The organism is Paenibacillus pectinilyticus, assembly GCF_001700435.1.
Lineage (GTDB): Bacteria > Bacillota > Bacilli > Paenibacillales > NBRC-103111 > Paenibacillus_E > Paenibacillus_E pectinilyticus.
In genome coordinates this window covers 281,509-297,573 of sequence record NZ_LYPC01000011.1, presented here as the reverse complement: position 1 = coordinate 297,573, position 16,065 = coordinate 281,509, and the positions used below count along the sequence as shown (strand labels likewise).

Annotated in this window: 16 protein-coding genes; 15 read left to right on the top strand and 1 reads right to left on the bottom strand. The window is 49.4% G+C overall.

Annotated features, from left to right (window positions below; translation table 11 throughout):
* Positions 1-72 precede the first annotated feature (72 nt).
* The 3 genes from A8709_RS05120 (at position 73) to A8709_RS05110 (ending at position 3,142) form a co-directional block, all read left to right on the top strand.
* On the top strand, positions 73-1,416 hold the full coding sequence (locus A8709_RS05120) for a sugar porter family MFS transporter (RefSeq protein WP_244163107.1): 1,344 nt from the start codon (positions 73-75) through the stop codon (positions 1,414-1,416).
* A 170-nt stretch (positions 1,417-1,586) separates the two neighbouring features.
* On the top strand, positions 1,587-2,078 hold the full coding sequence (locus tag A8709_RS05115) for an SRPBCC family protein (protein WP_065851093.1): 492 nt from the start codon (positions 1,587-1,589) through the stop codon (positions 2,076-2,078).
* Positions 2,079-2,116: 38 nt separating this feature from the next.
* Entirely contained in the window at positions 2,117-3,142 is a 1,026-nt protein-coding gene (locus tag A8709_RS05110) for an SDR family oxidoreductase (protein ID WP_065851092.1), read from the top strand.
* A 73-nt stretch (positions 3,143-3,215) separates the two neighbouring features.
* Here A8709_RS05110 and A8709_RS05105 read toward each other — a convergent pair whose 3' ends face one another.
* Positions 3,216-3,572, bottom strand: coding sequence for a FlxA-like family protein (locus A8709_RS05105; RefSeq protein WP_065851091.1), 357 nt, complete (start codon positions 3,570-3,572; stop codon positions 3,216-3,218).
* Positions 3,573-3,787: 215 nt separating this feature from the next.
* On the opposite strand from A8709_RS05105, the gene A8709_RS05100 reads away from it, so the two are divergent.
* The 12 genes from A8709_RS05100 to A8709_RS05045 all read left to right on the top strand — a co-directional run bounded on the left by A8709_RS05100 (position 3,788) and on the right by A8709_RS05045 (position 16,053).
* Entirely contained in the window at positions 3,788-4,633 is an 846-nt protein-coding gene (locus A8709_RS05100; RefSeq protein ID WP_065851090.1) for a MerR family transcriptional regulator, read from the top strand.
* Positions 4,634-4,720: 87 nt separating this feature from the next.
* Entirely contained in the window at positions 4,721-5,683 is a 963-nt protein-coding gene (locus A8709_RS05095; RefSeq protein WP_065851089.1) for an SDR family oxidoreductase, read from the top strand.
* A gap of 634 nt (positions 5,684-6,317) precedes the next feature.
* Positions 6,318-7,682: an extracellular solute-binding protein gene (locus A8709_RS05090; protein ID WP_065851088.1), complete on the top strand. Its 1,365-nt coding sequence runs from the start codon at positions 6,318-6,320 to the stop codon at positions 7,680-7,682.
* A 32-nt stretch (positions 7,683-7,714) separates the two neighbouring features.
* The gene (locus A8709_RS05085) at positions 7,715-8,599 is read left to right on the top strand and encodes a carbohydrate ABC transporter permease (protein ID WP_065851087.1); all 885 of its coding nucleotides are present in this window, start codon (positions 7,715-7,717) and stop codon (positions 8,597-8,599) included.
* On the top strand, positions 8,599-9,429 hold the full coding sequence (locus tag A8709_RS05080) for a carbohydrate ABC transporter permease (RefSeq protein ID WP_065851086.1): 831 nt from the start codon (positions 8,599-8,601) through the stop codon (positions 9,427-9,429). Before A8709_RS05085 ends, A8709_RS05080 begins: the two co-directional genes overlap by 1 nt.
* Before the next feature lie 172 nt (positions 9,430-9,601).
* Positions 9,602-10,522 carry a GntR family transcriptional regulator YhfZ gene (gene yhfZ, locus A8709_RS05075; RefSeq protein ID WP_065851264.1) on the top strand — a complete coding sequence of 307 codons (921 nt, stop codon included), beginning with the start codon at positions 9,602-9,604 and terminating at the stop codon, positions 10,520-10,522.
* Positions 10,500-10,907 carry a hypothetical protein gene (locus A8709_RS05070; RefSeq protein ID WP_084224680.1) on the top strand — a complete coding sequence of 136 codons (408 nt, stop codon included), beginning with the start codon at positions 10,500-10,502 and terminating at the stop codon, positions 10,905-10,907. Before yhfZ ends, A8709_RS05070 begins: the two co-directional genes overlap by 23 nt.
* Entirely contained in the window at positions 10,908-11,276 is a 369-nt protein-coding gene (locus A8709_RS05065) for a DUF2620 family protein (RefSeq protein WP_065851085.1), read from the top strand.
* A 27-nt stretch (positions 11,277-11,303) separates the two neighbouring features.
* Positions 11,304-12,689, top strand: coding sequence for a YhfT family protein (locus A8709_RS05060; RefSeq protein WP_084224679.1), 1,386 nt, complete (start codon positions 11,304-11,306; stop codon positions 12,687-12,689).
* Positions 12,690-12,704: 15 nt separating this feature from the next.
* Entirely contained in the window at positions 12,705-13,610 is a 906-nt protein-coding gene (locus A8709_RS05055) for a phosphotriesterase family protein (protein ID WP_084224678.1), read from the top strand.
* 50 nt (positions 13,611-13,660) lie between these two features.
* Complete coding sequence (locus A8709_RS05050) at positions 13,661-14,836, top strand: alanine racemase (RefSeq protein WP_244163099.1); 1,176 nt, start codon at positions 13,661-13,663, stop codon at positions 14,834-14,836.
* A complete protein-coding gene (locus A8709_RS05045; protein ID WP_065851082.1) occupies positions 14,836-16,053 on the top strand; it encodes a phosphopentomutase in 1,218 nt (405 codons plus the stop codon). Before A8709_RS05050 ends, A8709_RS05045 begins: the two co-directional genes overlap by 1 nt.
* Positions 16,054-16,065 lie beyond the last annotated feature (12 nt).

Here is a 16,065-nt window from a genome sequence, read left to right as displayed (position 1 = left end):
AACATGCTGCAGACGTCAGAAAGGAACATCACGGTGAGTACACATATAAACAATCCAAGCGGCCAAGTTAGCATGAAATTCGTTACGCTCGTATCGATCGTTGCTGCTTTAGGCGGACTTCTATTCGGTTTCGATACAGCAGTTGTCTCCGGTGCGGTTGGTTTCATGAAGGAGCGCTTCTCTTTAAGTGAAGTGGAGGTGGGCTGGGCCGTTTCCAGCTTAATTATCGGCTGTATCGTGGGTGCTGCGGCATCCGGCGTACTGAGTGATCGTTTTGGTCGGAAAAAAGTCCTTATCGCCGCCGCGCTGCTCTTCGTAATTGGATCTATTGGATCAGCGATTCCTGATACCTTCTCAGGCTACATCATTGCCCGTATCATCGGCGGACTCGGTATCGGGATTACGTCGACCTTATGCCCGCTTTATAACGCGGAAATCGCGCCTGCGAAATATCGCGGTCGTCTCGTGGCGCTGAACCAATTTGCTACAGTAACAGGGATTTTCCTTGTTTATTTCATCAATACCAGCATTGCGAATCATGCTGATGAGGCATGGAACATTGCTTCTGGCTGGCGCTGGATGTTCGGGTTCGGTGCTGTTCCTGGCCTTATTTTCCTAGTTCTGTTGTTCTTCGTACCCGAAAGCCCAAGATGGCTGATCAAACAGGGCAGAGCCGCTGAATCCTTACCGATCCTGCTTCGTATTCATGGCGAAGAATTGGCCAAGAAAGAAGTGCTGGAGATTAAGGAATCTTTTAAACAAGAGGACGGTTCGATCCGTCAACTGTTCAGCCCAGCGCTGCGACTAGCTTTAATCGTTGGGGTGGGCTTGGCTATTCTCCAGCAGGTTACAGGAATTAATGCGGTCATGTACTATGCGCCTGAAATTTTCAAACAAACAGGCACAGGCACCAATGCCGCGCTGACGCAGACGATTCTAGTTGGTCTGATTAACTTCCTCTTCACGATTCTTGCGATATGGCTGATCGATAAAGTAGGTCGCAAGGTGCTGCTGTTGGTCGGATCCGCTTCGATGACCATCTGTTTAGCTGTAATTGGCATTGCATTCCATACAGGTCACACATCGGGGAATCTCGTACTCGTCTTTATCCTGCTTTACGTAGCCTCCTTTGCGGTATCTTTAGGACCCGTCGTTTGGGTGGTGATGTCCGAAATATTCCCGAATCGTATTCGCGGCAAAGCGACCGCTATCGCTTCTATGGCCTTATGGATCGCGGATTATGTGGTGTCACAGACCTTCCCGCCGATGCTTAGCTCTGCTGGTCCCGCGATGACCTTCTGGATTTTCGGCATTCTATCCCTCGTGACGTTCGTCTTCACCATGCGTGTTGTGCCTGAAACCAAGGGCAGATCACTTGAAGAAATTGAGTCTCTATGGTCCGCGAAAAAAGTATAAATGTAAGAACAGAAAGGCCGGGGCCCTAACCCTGGCTTTTTTGCTCTGTTTGGACTAGAGGGACATTTGCCGCGTCCTTGTATTTCTTGATTGAACAAGCAGCAACAGGTAAGATGAAACTAGTGTCAATGTTTGTGTTTTATCATAGGAAAAGACCGAGGAGGACGTCCATGTTAGCTGACTTTCAACCCGCGCAAGATGGCTACGCAGCTCGATTCGAACGTCATTGGCAACATACGGTAGAAGAGGTATGGTCGTGGTTAACAGAGAATGATAAGCTGGTACAATGGTTTCCTGAGCTTGAAGTGGAGGAACTCCGAGAAGGCGGCATCATAAAGTTTAACATGCCAGATGGCAAGGTTATTCCGATGGACATTCTCGAGCTTTCGACGCATGAAGTCCTAGCGTTCACATGGGCAGAGGATCGGGTCCGTTTTGAGTTAGCGGCTGAGCCCGATGGCGGATGCAGACTCCTGTTCACGGAACAGTTACAGCGAATCACCGCGCATACGCCAAGGGATTTGGCAGGGTGGCATGTATGTCTCGATGTGATTGAAGCTTTGATGGATGGAAGAACGATAGCCTCGCGTAAAGAGTTGTGGAGTGAGTGGTATGAGAAGTACAAGCAGCTAACAGGAGATTACCTGTCGAAACAGGAGTAACGTTGCTCAATCTACATAGAGAAGTCGGAGGCGATGAAATGAAAGCGTTATTTATAGGCGGAACAGGCACGATCAGCTCGGCAATTACCCGGCAGTTACTAGCCGCTGGCTGCGAACTGTATCTCTTAAATCGTGGCACACGCAATACGGATTTACCCGAGGGTGCACGCATCCTTCAAGCGGATATTAACGATGAAGCCTATGTGGCCAAGCTGATCGAAGATTTATCCTTCGATGTTGTTGCGGATTTCATCGCGTTCGAGCCGTCCCAGTTGGAGCGGGATTATCGCCTTTTTCAGGGTAAAACGAAACAATTTATCTTCATTAGCTCTGCTTCCGCGTATCAAACGCCGTTGTCTGATTACCGGATCACAGAAGGAACGCCATTATCCAACCCACTATGGGCATATTCCAGAAATAAGATCGCGTGCGAAGAGTACTTGATCAAACAATATAGGGAGCAAGGCTTCCCGATCACAATTATTCGGCCGAGCCATACGTATGATGAGCGATCGATCCCGCTCGGCGTGCACGGCAGTAAAGGAAGCTGGCAAGTAGCGAAGCGCATGCTGGAGAACAAGCCGGTGATCATACATGGCGATGGTACGTCCCTGTGGACGATGACGCATAACAGCGATTTCGCCAAAGGGTTCATCGGGCTCATGGGCAATCTCCATGCGATCGGGGAGTCCGTTCACATCACCTCGGACGAGACGCTGACGTGGAATCAGATTTACGGCGCGATCGCGGATGCGCTTGGCGTGAAGCTGCATGCGGTGCATGTGGCGTCCGAGTTCTTGGACGCAGTGAGCACGCAGGACTACCGTGGCGGTTTGCTCGGGGATAAGGCGAATTCCGTTGTGTTTGACAACGCGAAGCTGAAGCGGCTTGTTCCGGAGTTCGTGGCAACAACGCGCTTTGACCAAGGGATGAAGCGTGCCGTCGCTAACATTTTGGCTAACCCTGAGCTTCAGCGGGAAGATCCAGAGTTTGATGTGTGGTGCGATAAAGTCATCGGAGCGCTAGAATCCGCAAAGAAAGCGATCCTCGCATCCGGTGAATAGATACTTTAGTAAGCATTCGAGTAAACACAAGAAGACACCCTCAAGCCGAGGGTGTTTTTTCTTTAGTAACGAGTTAAATCCGAATATCCAACGTTCCGTTAGGATTATCGTTCCCTTTACTACTCTTAGCGCTGTTCAAATTGCTAGCATTGTTTGGGTTCCTAGGGCTTGAATCAGGCTGACCTTGGCTGCCGCTGCTACTGGCTTTGGAGCTCGCTTGCGCGATTTGCTGATCAATCTGCTGGATCTGCTGCTGAATGAGCTGCACAGCCCGATCTTTGGTTTTTTGATCGTCTTTGCTTTGTTGCTCTTTCGTTAACTCCGTTTGCAGCTTGGCTTTTTGCTTCTCAAGAGCAGCTGTTTCGGTCGAGCTGGAGGAGTATGAATAGGTGCTGCTGCTGGATGTGGATGAAATACCGGATATCGACATGATCGTGCCTCCTCTCAAGCTTCGAATTGATAAATGTTAGAAAGCTCACTGGCGATTATGACATGCCAAATTGAAGGGAAACTGAGGGAGCACTGAGAATTAGCTTAAAATGGTAATTCCTGAAGGCCGAAGCAAGGTGCAACTTGCACACCATTTTGCTGATGAAATCCGTATAATGGGAATATCAGGAACACGCAAATGGGAGTGTGCAGCGAATGACGAATTTTATTAGAATCGGGCTCTTTTCCAGAATCGCACAGGTAACCATTCGCACCCTTCGTCATTATGATGAGCGCGGCTTACTGAAGCCGGCTTATATCGACACCACGACAAGCTATCGCTACTACACGTATGACCAGCTCACTCGTATTCATCATATTGTGGTGTTGAAGGAGACGGGATTTTCGCTGGACGAGATCGCGACCATGATCGATCAAACACTCACGGTGGATGAAATGAATCACATGATGCACAAGAAGAAAGCGGAGCTGGCCAATCAAATGGATGAGGCTGCGCAGCAAATGGCGCGTATCGAGTCCAGATTGCATCAGCTGGAACGGCTTGGCGAGAAGCCAGTCTATGAGGTGGGGATCAAGCAGGTGCCGGCACTCTACGTAGCTGGACTTCGCCGTATTGTTCCACGGCTGCAGGATATGCCTGTCTATCGCTGCCGTATGTTCGATGAACTCGAAGCGGAGCTAGGAGGCAGTGACATAGCCAGCAGTCTACAGCAGGAGTACGTTTTGTATCATATGACGGAGTTCATTGAGGAAAATTTCGACATCGAGGCAGCTTTCAGCTTCCATGCTGCAGCCAATCTACGCCCCAATGGACCTGTCACTGTCTATGAAATCCCAGCAGAGCCGATGGTGGCCAGCCTTGTCTACAAGGGCCCTTTCATGGGCGTGGGGGAGGGCATTTTGGCGCTTTTCACATGGCTTGGGGTGAATGGCTATTCACAAATTGGTCCAGTTCGCGAACTGCATTTGTTCGGCAGAGAAAATCATCTTCATGATTACAACAATGTGGTCGTGGAACTGCAAGTCCCCATATCCAAATAGGCCGCCGCTTATTTTCGAAATGTCTCTTGACTCTCTCACTACGGTAGACAATATCGTTAAGGTATCGAAGACGAGGGGGCATGAAGAATGAGTAAACAGGTGCATGTGATTTTTGGAACGGGGCCATTAGGAATGGCGGTTATGCGGGAATTGAAGCGGCGCGGGGTGGAGCGGATTCGCATGGTGAATCGCAGCGGCAGGCTGTCCGAAGAGGCAGCGGTAGAAGTAGCGAGAGGGGACGCCTCGCAGCTTGATGAAGCGATAGCGTTGTGCCAAGATGCCTCGGTGGTCTACCATTGTGCCCATCCAGGCTATACGAACTGGCCGACCCAATTCCCAGCACTAACGCAGGGGATTATGGAGGGCGCTGCTGCTGCGGGTGCGAAGCTGGTCTACGGCGATAACCTGTACATGTACGGCCAAGTGGATCAGCCATTAACCGAGAACTTGCCTCACCGTGCGACGGGTAAAAAGGGACTCACACGCGCCCAGATGGCGGAAGCCTTGCTGCATGCGCACCAATCCGGGAAGGTCCGCGTGGCGATCGGCCGTGCCTCGGACTTCTACGGCCCAGGCGTGAAGGAGTCCTCCTTGGGCGAGCGTGTCTTTGGCTTCGCCTTGCAGGGCAAGCCGGTAGATCTATTAGGCAGCTTGGACGTCCCGCATACCTACACGTACATTGATGACTTCGCCAAAGGGCTCGTGACCCTCGGTCAAGAGGACCGCGCTTTAGGCGAAGCTTGGCACATACCGAGCGCGAAGACGCTCACCACGCGCGAAATGCTAGGGTTGATTTTCGACGAGCTGGGCTCCGCGAGCAAAATCCGCACCACCTCCCGTGGGATGGTAACGATGATCGGTCTTTTTCATCCGATGCTGAGGGAGCTCAAAGAGATGCTCTACGAGTTCGAGCATCCTTTCGTCCTCGATCATAGTAAGTTTGTCGCTGTTTTTGGACCACAAACGACGACCCCACATGAAGAAGCGATTAGGCATACGGTGCGATGGTATAAGAACGAGATGCAGGCCCAAGCTCAACGGAATCGGTAGATGCTAGGTCGAGCACGCCACATTCAGGGGCTGAACGCTGTCAAGCTATCATAGAAGTAAGTGGCCGGGGGCACGTGCAGGGCCAGTCGCAAGGCAGCGGGCGCGAGATGCGGAACGTGGTTCCCTTATTTAGCTGCATTTGAGCATTTCCCGAAATTTACGGAACGTCAGGACGCTATTTGTATGCTTTTGAAGGTTTTTAGGCTGATTTCGGACTCATAGTGGAACCACGTTCCGTATCCATCCGACATCACAGCTTTCGAGGGCATTAGTGGAATGACGTTCCGTTTCTTCGCATGTTGTTATCGCGGCACGCATCCTAAGAGGAAAGCGCAACCATTTATTTTCAAAACACCGATTTACAAGTGGCGAAATCAATGATACTATGTACCTAAGTTCAAAATACAAAAAAACATATATTCAACACACCAGCGAAGAACTGCCACCAAAAACGCCCCAAGCTTGCCTCCCACTCAGGCGGGCTTTCATTAAAAACAAATATACAATAAAATGTATATTTGAAAGTGTGGGGAAACAATGTGTTATATTGGCGAGAAGAAACGCTGAGAACACAGTGGAGTGATGCGTCGTCCACTGATAGGTTTATAAATTGACGAATGGGGAGTTGTAAGTCATGAAAAAAGCTACATTATTGTCGATTACAGCAATGGCATCACTGGTAACATTAGTTGGTTGTGGAGAGAAAGGTACAGAGAGCGGGACAGCAAGTCCAGCGGCATCCACGGCAGCATCTGCAGTACCAACGGCGGCAGCGGCCAAAGTCGATCCGTTCACGATGACCGTACGCCATATTCATATTCGGGACACGACGAAGCCATCGTTGAAGCTATTAGAAGAAGTCGTGAAAAAGACAGAGACTGACGTGCCAGGCTTGAAATTCACGTTGGATGGCGTAGAAGATACGGTTAACCGGAACGTGAAGCTGAAAGCCGAGATGGCCAATGGGACGCAACCAGCGATTTTCAACTTGTTTGGCGGCGCAGATACGGTGAATTACTCCAAAGCAGGACGTTTGCTAGCGCTGAACGACATTATGGCAGAAGCCGGCATTAAAGATTCCTTCTTCGATCTTCGTGAGTTTACCGTTGATGGTAAAATCTATGGTCTTCCTGAATCTGGTTATATCGAAGGCTTCTTCTATAACAAGAAATTATTCGAACAAGCAGGCGTGCAAGTTCCGAAAACGTGGAATGACTTGATGAGTGCCATGGAGCAGCTTAAAGCCAAAGGGATTACGCCAATCGCGATGGGTTCAGGTGGCGGAGATGGCTGGGTAGCGAACATGCTCGTGAATAGCCTTATGGTTGGTCTTGGCGGTCCAGCGTTACAAGAAGGCTTTACAACTGGCGCGACGAAGTGGACAGATCCGGCTGTCATTGAAACCTTCAAACGCATTGACGATTTGGCTAAAAAGAAATACATAGATCCAAATGTGCTTGGTAAGGCATTTGCTGAAGGGCAAGCAACCTTCTACACAGGTAAAGCTGCCATGCTATTCGATGGTAGTTGGGCAGTAAATGCGATTGTTGGCGATACATCGGTTGTGAAAGATTCCACTGGATTCTTCAGAATGCCGGATGTTGGCGGTGCTGGGGATGGCTTCATCAATGGCGGCTGGTCCAATGGTTACGGATTCTCTGCTGCTCTCAAGCCAAATGAATTAACTGCGGTTAAAGCTTTTGTGAAAAATTTCTATACATTAGAGAATCAAAAACGTACGCTAGTAGAAACGAATCAGATCCCGGCGATGAAGGGTGTTAAAGACGTTCAGGGCGCTAGTGATTTGATTAAAACGATCGGCGAACAACAAGGCTCTGCGAAAGGTGCTTACCCAGCATTCGACGCTTTCGTACAACCGAGTGTCAAAGTAGCACTTGAAACGACCGTACAAGAATTACTTGGTGGGAAAATTCAGCCAGAAGCAGCAGCGCAGCGTATGCAAAAAACGCAGGAGAGCGCCAATGCTTCGGGGAAATAAAATAGCAATAAATTTGGTGCAGGAGATGTAAGATGACAAAAATCTATCGTAATTTCACAGCCTATTTTATCTTCGTCGTCCCAGCGCTCCTGTTGTATCTGACTTTTTACCTAACGCCCTTATTTAATTCGCTGCATTATTCCTTCACGAGCTGGAATGGGATTAATGATCCTGTTTATGTGGGTTTCGACAATTTCACGAAGGCGCTGTCTGACGATAAATTTTGGGTAGCCTTCAAGAATAATATTTATTTCGTAGCTTTCTCTATCTTTATTCAAGTTCCGCTCATTATCTTCGTAGCTATTATGGTCAGCGGCGTGAAGCGGTTTCTAGGGTTCTATAAGTTAACAGTGTTTATGCCAAGTATTCTCTCTACGGCTTCTGTCGCGATTATATGGAAATTCATCTTCGCGCCAGAAGCAGGGTTACTGAATCAGGTCTTGCGTGCAGCAGGACTTGATTCATGGACCCACATCTGGCTAGGAGATCAAACACTGGCGATCTTCGCCGTGCTGGTCACCAATGGCTGGCAATGGACCGGATTTTACATTGTGCTCGTACTCGCAGCCATTTTTGCCATACCGAAGGAAATCCTTGAGGCCGGTGAAATTGATGGCGCGGTCGGCTGGAAGAAAGCGCGTCTCTTAACGATTCCGCTGATAAGGCCCGTTATCGGTGTCACGTTATTGCTATCCGTTACAGGTGCAATGAAGGCACTGGACATCGTGCTCATTATGACCAAAGGTGGTCCATTCGGCAGCACAGAGCTGATGGCGACCTACATGTACAAGCAAGCGTATAGTCTGAGCGACTTTGGATATGCGAACGCCATTGCGATTGTGATCACGTTATTTACCGCATTGATATCGTTAATCCTTCACTTCTTTAATGGTCGAACGAAGGAGGAATCTTATTAATGGAAACGAAGCCCAAACGCCGTGTGTTACCTCATATCGTGCTCCTAGCTTATGTGATCGCGATCTTATATCCGCTATGGTTCGTTATTGTCTCCTCCATGAAAAATAACACAGAGTTGTTCGATGACCCGTGGGGTCTGCCGCATCGGCTGGATTTCTCGAACTACACCAATGTACTGGCGAACTCGGCCATCTGGCGGAACTTCGCGAACAGCTTGTTCGTCGGGGTCGTTGCGACCTGCAGCACGATTCTGCTGTCAACCGCGATTGCATATGCAGTTACACGCATGAGATTTAAGATTTTGAACAAAATTGTGTATGGCTTGCTGCTCTTATCCTTACTCATTCCACCGGCCTCCTTACTCATCCCGCTGTACAAAATGATTCAGGATTTCGGGCTGTACAACACGCATCTAGCTTTGATTGTTCCGTATACGGCATTCGGTATTCCGCTGTCGGTGTTCGTCATAAGTGCCTTCTTGAAATCCGTCCCGTTAGAGTTGGAAGAGGCGGGTGTTATGGATGGACTGAGCACCTACGGTATTCTAGGGCGCATTATTATTCCGCTCACGATGCCGACATTGGTTACGGTGTTTATCCTGAATTTCATTAATAACTGGAATGAGTACATCATGGCCAGCTTATTCTTATCCTCCCAAGAGCTTCGTACGATGCCAGTGGCTGTGGTGGCTTTTGCCGATAAATTCAATATGAATTATGGCGCCTTGACGGCATCGATCGCGATCAGCGTGGTTCCGGTCATGATCATGTATGGCTTTTTCCAAAAAAGCATCATCGAAGGTGTCACTGCAGGCAGTGTGAAGGGCTAGTCCATGTAGGGCAGGCGAACCTGTGTCAAGAAAAGGAAGCGATCAGGTTCTTCTCTGCCTTAGGAACAACGGATAAAGACTTTACATCCTTCCCAAAGCTCCTGTATAATAACCAATATACAAAATTATGTATTTTAGAAGAAATACATGAATGAATTGGAGCGGGATTGGCATGAAAGATAAATTGTATCAGAAAAGCGGCGTCGTTATTATGCACTTGGCTAGAATGTTTATGACCAAGAAGAAGGGTGACCGCATTGAAACGGTATCTGAGTATGAGCACGAGTTGGGCTATGCTCGAGGCACGATTCAAAATGCACTTTCGGTATTGAAGAATGAGGGCGCTGTTACCTTAGAGAGCAGAGGACACGTGGGTACATATGTCAGAGAAATCGACTACAAGCTCGTGTGGATGTTCACAGGCATTGATTTCATTATGGGCGCGATGCCGCTGCCTTATTCCAAGCTGTATGAAGGCTTCGCGACAGGCTTGTATAAGTCCGTTGCCACGCACAGCGCGGATCTCAATATGGCCTATGTCCGAGGGGCGAGTGTGCGGATCCAAATGCTGCTGAAAGGCGCGTACGATTTCGTCGTCATTTCACGACTGGCTGCGAAGCAAGCGATTGCGGAGGGACTTGAAGTAGAGATTGCGCTCTATTTCGGCGAAAAATCGTATTTATCCGAGCACGTTATTCTGTTTGCTGACGGAACGAAGAAGCAGATTGAGGATGGCATGACAATCGGGCTGGATCCGAAGTCCATTGACCAATCTTACATTACGAAAGCTTTGTGCGAAGGCAAACAAGTGAAGCTGTTGGAAATGCCGTATAACCAAATCGTTCACAGCATTCAATCTCATAAAATCGACGCTGGCGTATGGAACTTAGATGAAATTAAGGAAAAGGAATTGCAAATTTCGTATCAAAGCATTGCCAACCATACGGCCTTTGTCGAGACCTCGGAAGCTGTTATTTTGACGGCCAAGAATAATAAAGGGATCACAAATATTTTGAAGGAAATGATTCAAACCGACATTGTACTCGATGTTCAGCGCAAGGTGGTGGCATATGACATTGACCCGAGCTATTGATATCAACAGATGGGAGACAGGAACCATGTCACTGAACGAGCGGATCGAGCTTTTATATGAAACAGGCCAGGTTGACCGCGATATCTTCGAGCAGACACCCGTGGTTTTGCGTACGGTAGAAGCCTTCTTGGGTGTGCAATTGGAAGAGGAGAATGCGGGTTCCTTCACCTCTCATTTGATGAAAGCTATGCAGCGGATGAAGACCAATCAAGCGGTGCAATCTTGTTCTGCGGCCCTGGAGCAGCAAGCGGCATCAGATTCACGTATCTACGCCTTCTCCCGTGGGATTCTCGCTCCATTTAATGCCCATGAGACGAATGTAGACGCGGAGGCGGCCTTCATTGCCTCCTATTTACTAACGCTAACCGACGGGGAGGAAGTCTAAATGATACGGATTGTGATCGCTGGTTTGCAGAAGGATCGGATTGCGAAATGCGTCGTGGCCGCGGGTGGCGATCGTGTAGAAGCGACGGTAACAACAGATATGGATGGGGCTAAAAAAGTGAAAAATGGCCAAGCCGACTATTACATTGGCGCCTGTAATTCCGGAGGAGGCGCTGCGCTTTCAATCGCCATCGGTTTGCTGGGATATGGCCGCTGCGCAACAGTTGCCAAGAGTGGCAGTAAGCCGGATGCGCAGAACATTGAGGCGCTTGTGAGCAAAGGCACGATAGCCTTCGGCATCGCCGAAGAGAGTATAGAAACGGCTGTTGCTTTTATCATGGATAGCCTACTGAAGAAGCATGCCACGTAGAGAGCGTCTACGTCATACATAAAGGAGATGGGTAAGATCGATTGGAGCCGCTTCGTTCTCATGCAGCCTTTATCCATCGCGCAAGTTATTACTGTGATGTGTTTAACCGCGTTATCGGCACTCGCAGCTCACCTCGGTAAAGCTGTATTTCATGATGGCGTGCGTCCCATTTTACCAGAAGTCCTGGAAGGGCGGATGAGCCGGCGAGAATTAGCAGGAATTGCTTATGGGCTGAGCTTCGGGTTCATTTTCTCTGTAGGCATTTCCTTTGCCTTTTCCTTCCGCATGCTGAATCCTTGGCTGCTCTTTCTGCCAACAGATATCCTGGGCATTCTGGCTGTCCGCCGGTGGATTGCGGCAGGCTTAGGGGCGATTTGGGGCGGTGTCGCCTTATTGGGACTTACGGGCATCTTGTCCGCTCTTACCGAACTGCCGGTAGATCTGCTAGGACCGCTTGGCGATATGACGGTACCGTTTATGCTTGCCATCTCGGTGTACCCGCTGGTGGCCATACTGAATCAGTTTGGTTGGAAACGCGCCTTATTCAGCGCTGTTGTTGTGCTCGTAGTGCGACAACTGCTGGTGGTGCATACGGATAGCAGCATGTTTTTGCAAGTTTCCAGTGCTACGCTGGTGGCAGTCGTGCTCTTGCTTTGCTTTGTCGTCTACAAGGCATTGGCGGAGAGGCGAGAGCTGCGGCGCACTTCGGGAGACGTTGAGGACACTGCGTCGCAGCTTGAAGCGGAGGCAGAGGAGCGGGAATTGGTTAACCAGCAAGCTAAGAAAGTGCGGCGAGGACTCCCTCTTTTTATAGCGATTGGGAGCTGTACAGCTATCGCGTGTAATTTAGGCATTTTCACAGGATCAGATGCGGCAATGCCGTTCTTACATACGGCTTGGGCCAATACCGGTGAGGCACGTAGCGAATTAATACTAAGTGCAGCCCTCATCGATGTCATACGTTTAGTAAGTTTTATCCCGCTGCTGGTGACAACGGCGTTGGCGACTGGGGTATATGGGCTGGTAGGCCTCATGGTTGTATTCCCCATCGGGTATCTATCCCCGAACCCTGTGGTAGCTGGTGTGCTGGGGGCTATCGTGATTGGCGTGGAAGCCATTCTTTTGACCCGAATTGCCACTTGGCTGCAGCGCTACCCCATCGTACGAGAAACATCGGATGCCGTTCGTTCCGCGATGAATACGATGATCGAACTCGGCCTCATGATCGGCGGTGCTTTTGCCGTAGCACAAATGGGCGTAAGCGTACCTGGCCTTGGCTTGATGATCTACATGCTGCTTTATGCTGCGAACGAAGCGCTAGGCAGACCCATTATGCGTATGGCATTTGGGCCGCTCGCCGCCATGCTGGTGGGGATTGCGTTGAACGTTCTTCACGTTACCCACTTGCTCTAGAAGGAGGAATCACCATTGAAGCTGCATACCATTAGCGGACTTGTGGACGCTGCAGACATTGGCCGTACGATGATTCACGAGCACCTTGTTTTCGATTTAACGGGCGTGCGGAATGATATGGACTCCCAATTGCGCAGCAGCGACGTTATCGAAGAAGTCCAAGACCTTCAGTCCGTAGGCTGTAATTTGATTGTCGAAGTATCGAATATCGGCATGGGTCGGGACCCTCTGGCCATGCTTGAAATATCCGAACAAACCGGAAGCATGATTGTGGCTTCGACCGGTTTCTATAAAGAAATCTTTTATCCGTCCTATGTGTTTGAGCGCAGCAGTGAGGCATTATCTGAAATTTTTATTCAGGATATCGAAGTAGGAATGGACGGAACCGCCATCAAGGCTGGCTTAATTGCCGAGATTGGCAGCAGCTTGAACGAGATCACAGCAGCGGAAGAGGTTGTCTTTCGGGCAGCGATTCTTGCACATCGAGCTACAGGAGCGCCAATAAGTACACATTGTGAAATCGGAACGATGGGCAAGGAGCAGTTGGCCTTGTTCGAGGCCTATGGCGCAGATCTTAGCCGGGTGTCTTTCGGACACCAGGATTTGAATCTCGATGTGGAAGAGCAGCGTTTACTGCTCAGAAGCGGCGCTTATATCCAATTCGATACGGTTGGCAAGAACAACTATCGTCCTGATGAAGAACGTGCCCTGAATTTAGTTCAACTACTGGAAGATGGTTATGAGGACAGCTTAATGCTTTCCTGTGATATTACACGGAAGTCGCATTTACGCCATTCGGGCGGGTACGGCTATAGGCATTTATTTGACAGCTTCCTACCTGCATTAAGGAATCACGGTGTGACAGAGGCGATATTTACGAAAATGCTCGTGACCAATCCACGCCGATTTTTGGCCTTCTAGGCAGACGAGATAGCAAGACTAAGACATAAGGTAAGGAGATCGCCATGTTCTTGGAAAAAACGGTGGAGAGAAACGCCGCACTCATTCAGTATGCGATCGAGCTGCATCAATCAGGAATCATTATGCCCGATACGTATGTCATTGATTTGGATGCCGTATCGGAGAATGCCAGTCTCATGCTTCAGGAAGCGAACCGGCATCAAATCAAGCTGTTTTTTATGACCAAACAGCTCGGTAGAAACCCCATCGTCTCGAAGGAACTGGTTCGATTGGGTTTCGAAGGAGCCGTTGCGGTCGACTTCAGGGAAGCCGAAACGCTATATGAATATGGCATACCGCTGGCGCATGTGGGTCATTTGGTGCAAACACCCTCCCGGATGATCGATCGTGTTGTGCGTATGAGGCCATCCTGGATGACTGTGTATACCGTGGAGAAGGCCAGAGAGATCGACGAGGCTTGCCGGAAATTAGGCTGCATACAGAATGTGATCCTGCGGGTCATCGATCGCAATGATGTTCTATATCCAGGGCAGTACGGCGGCATACGGCTAGAGGATCTTCCTAGCAGCATCGAGCAATTGCTTGAACTTAAACATATCAAAGTGAGTGGATTGACCTCATTTCCATGTTTTCTGTTTGATGCGAAAGCAGGGGACTTCGTTGCCACGGAGAACGTCCGTACGATGCAAGCCGCAAAACTGCTGCTGCAGGATCGCTACGGCCTCCAAATGGAACAGATGAACATGCCATCGGCCACCTGTACGCATAGTATTGAGAAAATTAAAGCTTGCGGAGGTACGCACGGGGAGCCGGGGCATGGTTTACTAGGGACAACACCTATGCACGCTGTGACCAACTTGGTTGAACGCCCCGCGATTGTGTATGTCAGCGAAATTTCACATAAGCTGGATGATAAAAGTTATGCATACGGTGGGGGGTATTACCAACGGACGCTGATCAAAGAAGCGATCGTTCCGGATGCATTCGGCAACTTACAGCGAAGCGCAGTCCATTCCCCTTCGTTAGACTCGATTGATTATCATTTTGAGCTGGAAGGCAGTCATGCGGTGGGTCAATCGGTCATCATGGCGTTCCGCACGCAAATCTTCGTGACACGCAGCGTAGTTGCAATTGTGGGGGGCTTGTCCAAGAATCGTCCACAGCTCTTAGGCCTTTATGATAGCTTAGGTAAAACGCTGAGCAAGTCGTTGAAGGGTGCCAAGTAATGGGCAGATTCGTGGTTGTTGTGTTAGATAGCTTCGGTGTCGGGGCCATGGACGATGTGGCGCTTGTTAGGCCGCAGGACGTTGGTGCGAATACATGTAAGCATATTATGCAAAAAGTTTCTGAGCTGCGCTTGCCAACGCTGTGTCAGCTTGGGTTGATGAATGCCTTGGGCGAAGAAATCGGGGAGAATCACTTTTCTTCGACTGCTGTTTATGGTGTAGCGGAGTTGATGCATATCGGCGCAGACTCGTTCTATGGTCATCAAGAGATCATGGGAACCTTGCCGCAGGAGCCGCTTCTGCAACCTTTTCGAGATGTGAAAGAGGAAGTCGCTGCTGCTTTGACTAGGGCAGGATATCGCGTTAGCTTGGTTGGCGTTGGCGAGCAGACACAGCTCGTAGCGGTGAACGATAGCGCCGTTGTCGGAGATAATCTAGAGACAGATTTGGGCCAAGTATATAATGTTTCAGGCTGTTTGGATGCCATGAGTTATGAAGAAATTGTCCAGATAGGGCGTGTTGTCCGCAGTGTTGTCAAGGTTTCGCGCGTCATTGCCTTTGGCGGTGAAGGGGTGAGCTTTGAGCAGCTGATGGAGGCGAAGAGCTCGAAGGCAGACGGTCTATATACCGGCATTGATACGCCAAAATCAGGCCTATATGAGCAAGGCTATCGTGTTACCCATCTCGGATATGGCGTGGATCCTAGTGTTCAGGTGCCCACCCTACTCGGGTTAAAAGGAATAGAAGTTTCCTTCATTGGAAAAGTTGGCGATATTGTTGATAATCGGGAAGGCCGGGCATTCCCAGGCGTGGAAACAGAAGCGTTGTTTGAAGAATGTTTAAATGAAGTGCAGCGGATCGGGCACGGTTTTATTTGCCTGAATATTCAGGAAACAGATCTAGCTGGACACGCTGAAAATGCTGAGCGGTACGCCGATCGTCTTCAAGTTTCAGATCGGTATCTAGGTAAGCTGTTGATGATGCTTCATGGGGATGATCTCTTGATAGTCACAGCTGATCATGGTAATGACCCAACGATTGGGCACAGCCATCATACGCGGGAGCGGGTACCGATTCTTATCTATAAGGAAGGCGTGCAGGGCATTAAGCTGGGGTGTCTGCCAACCCTTTCGGATATTGGCGCATCGGTGGCGGATTATTTCAGAGTCGAACGGCCTGAGAATGGTCACTCTTTCCTGACGAAGTTACTAAATTAAATGAGATTGGGG

Coding starts and splice junctions, on each gene's coding strand:
- A8709_RS05120 (WP_244163107.1), top strand. CDS start 73: ATGAAATTCGTTACGCTCGTATCGATCGTTGCTGCTTTAGGCGGACTT.
- A8709_RS05115 (WP_065851093.1), top strand. CDS start 1,587: ATGTTAGCTGACTTTCAACCCGCGCAAGATGGCTACGCAGCTCGATTC.
- A8709_RS05110 (WP_065851092.1), top strand. CDS start 2,117: ATGAAAGCGTTATTTATAGGCGGAACAGGCACGATCAGCTCGGCAATT.
- A8709_RS05105 (WP_065851091.1), bottom strand. CDS start 3,572: ATGTCGATATCCGGTATTTCATCCACATCCAGCAGCAGCACCTATTCA.
- A8709_RS05100 (WP_065851090.1), top strand. CDS start 3,788: ATGACGAATTTTATTAGAATCGGGCTCTTTTCCAGAATCGCACAGGTA.
- A8709_RS05095 (WP_065851089.1), top strand. CDS start 4,721: ATGAGTAAACAGGTGCATGTGATTTTTGGAACGGGGCCATTAGGAATG.
- A8709_RS05090 (WP_065851088.1), top strand. CDS start 6,318: ATGAAAAAAGCTACATTATTGTCGATTACAGCAATGGCATCACTGGTA.
- A8709_RS05085 (WP_065851087.1), top strand. CDS start 7,715: ATGACAAAAATCTATCGTAATTTCACAGCCTATTTTATCTTCGTCGTC.
- A8709_RS05080 (WP_065851086.1), top strand. CDS start 8,599: ATGGAAACGAAGCCCAAACGCCGTGTGTTACCTCATATCGTGCTCCTA.
- yhfZ (WP_065851264.1), top strand. CDS start 9,602: ATGAAAGATAAATTGTATCAGAAAAGCGGCGTCGTTATTATGCACTTG.
- A8709_RS05070 (WP_084224680.1), top strand. CDS start 10,500: ATGACATTGACCCGAGCTATTGATATCAACAGATGGGAGACAGGAACC.
- A8709_RS05065 (WP_065851085.1), top strand. CDS start 10,908: ATGATACGGATTGTGATCGCTGGTTTGCAGAAGGATCGGATTGCGAAA.
- A8709_RS05060 (WP_084224679.1), top strand. CDS start 11,304: ATGGGTAAGATCGATTGGAGCCGCTTCGTTCTCATGCAGCCTTTATCC.
- A8709_RS05045 (WP_065851082.1), top strand. CDS start 14,836: ATGGGCAGATTCGTGGTTGTTGTGTTAGATAGCTTCGGTGTCGGGGCC.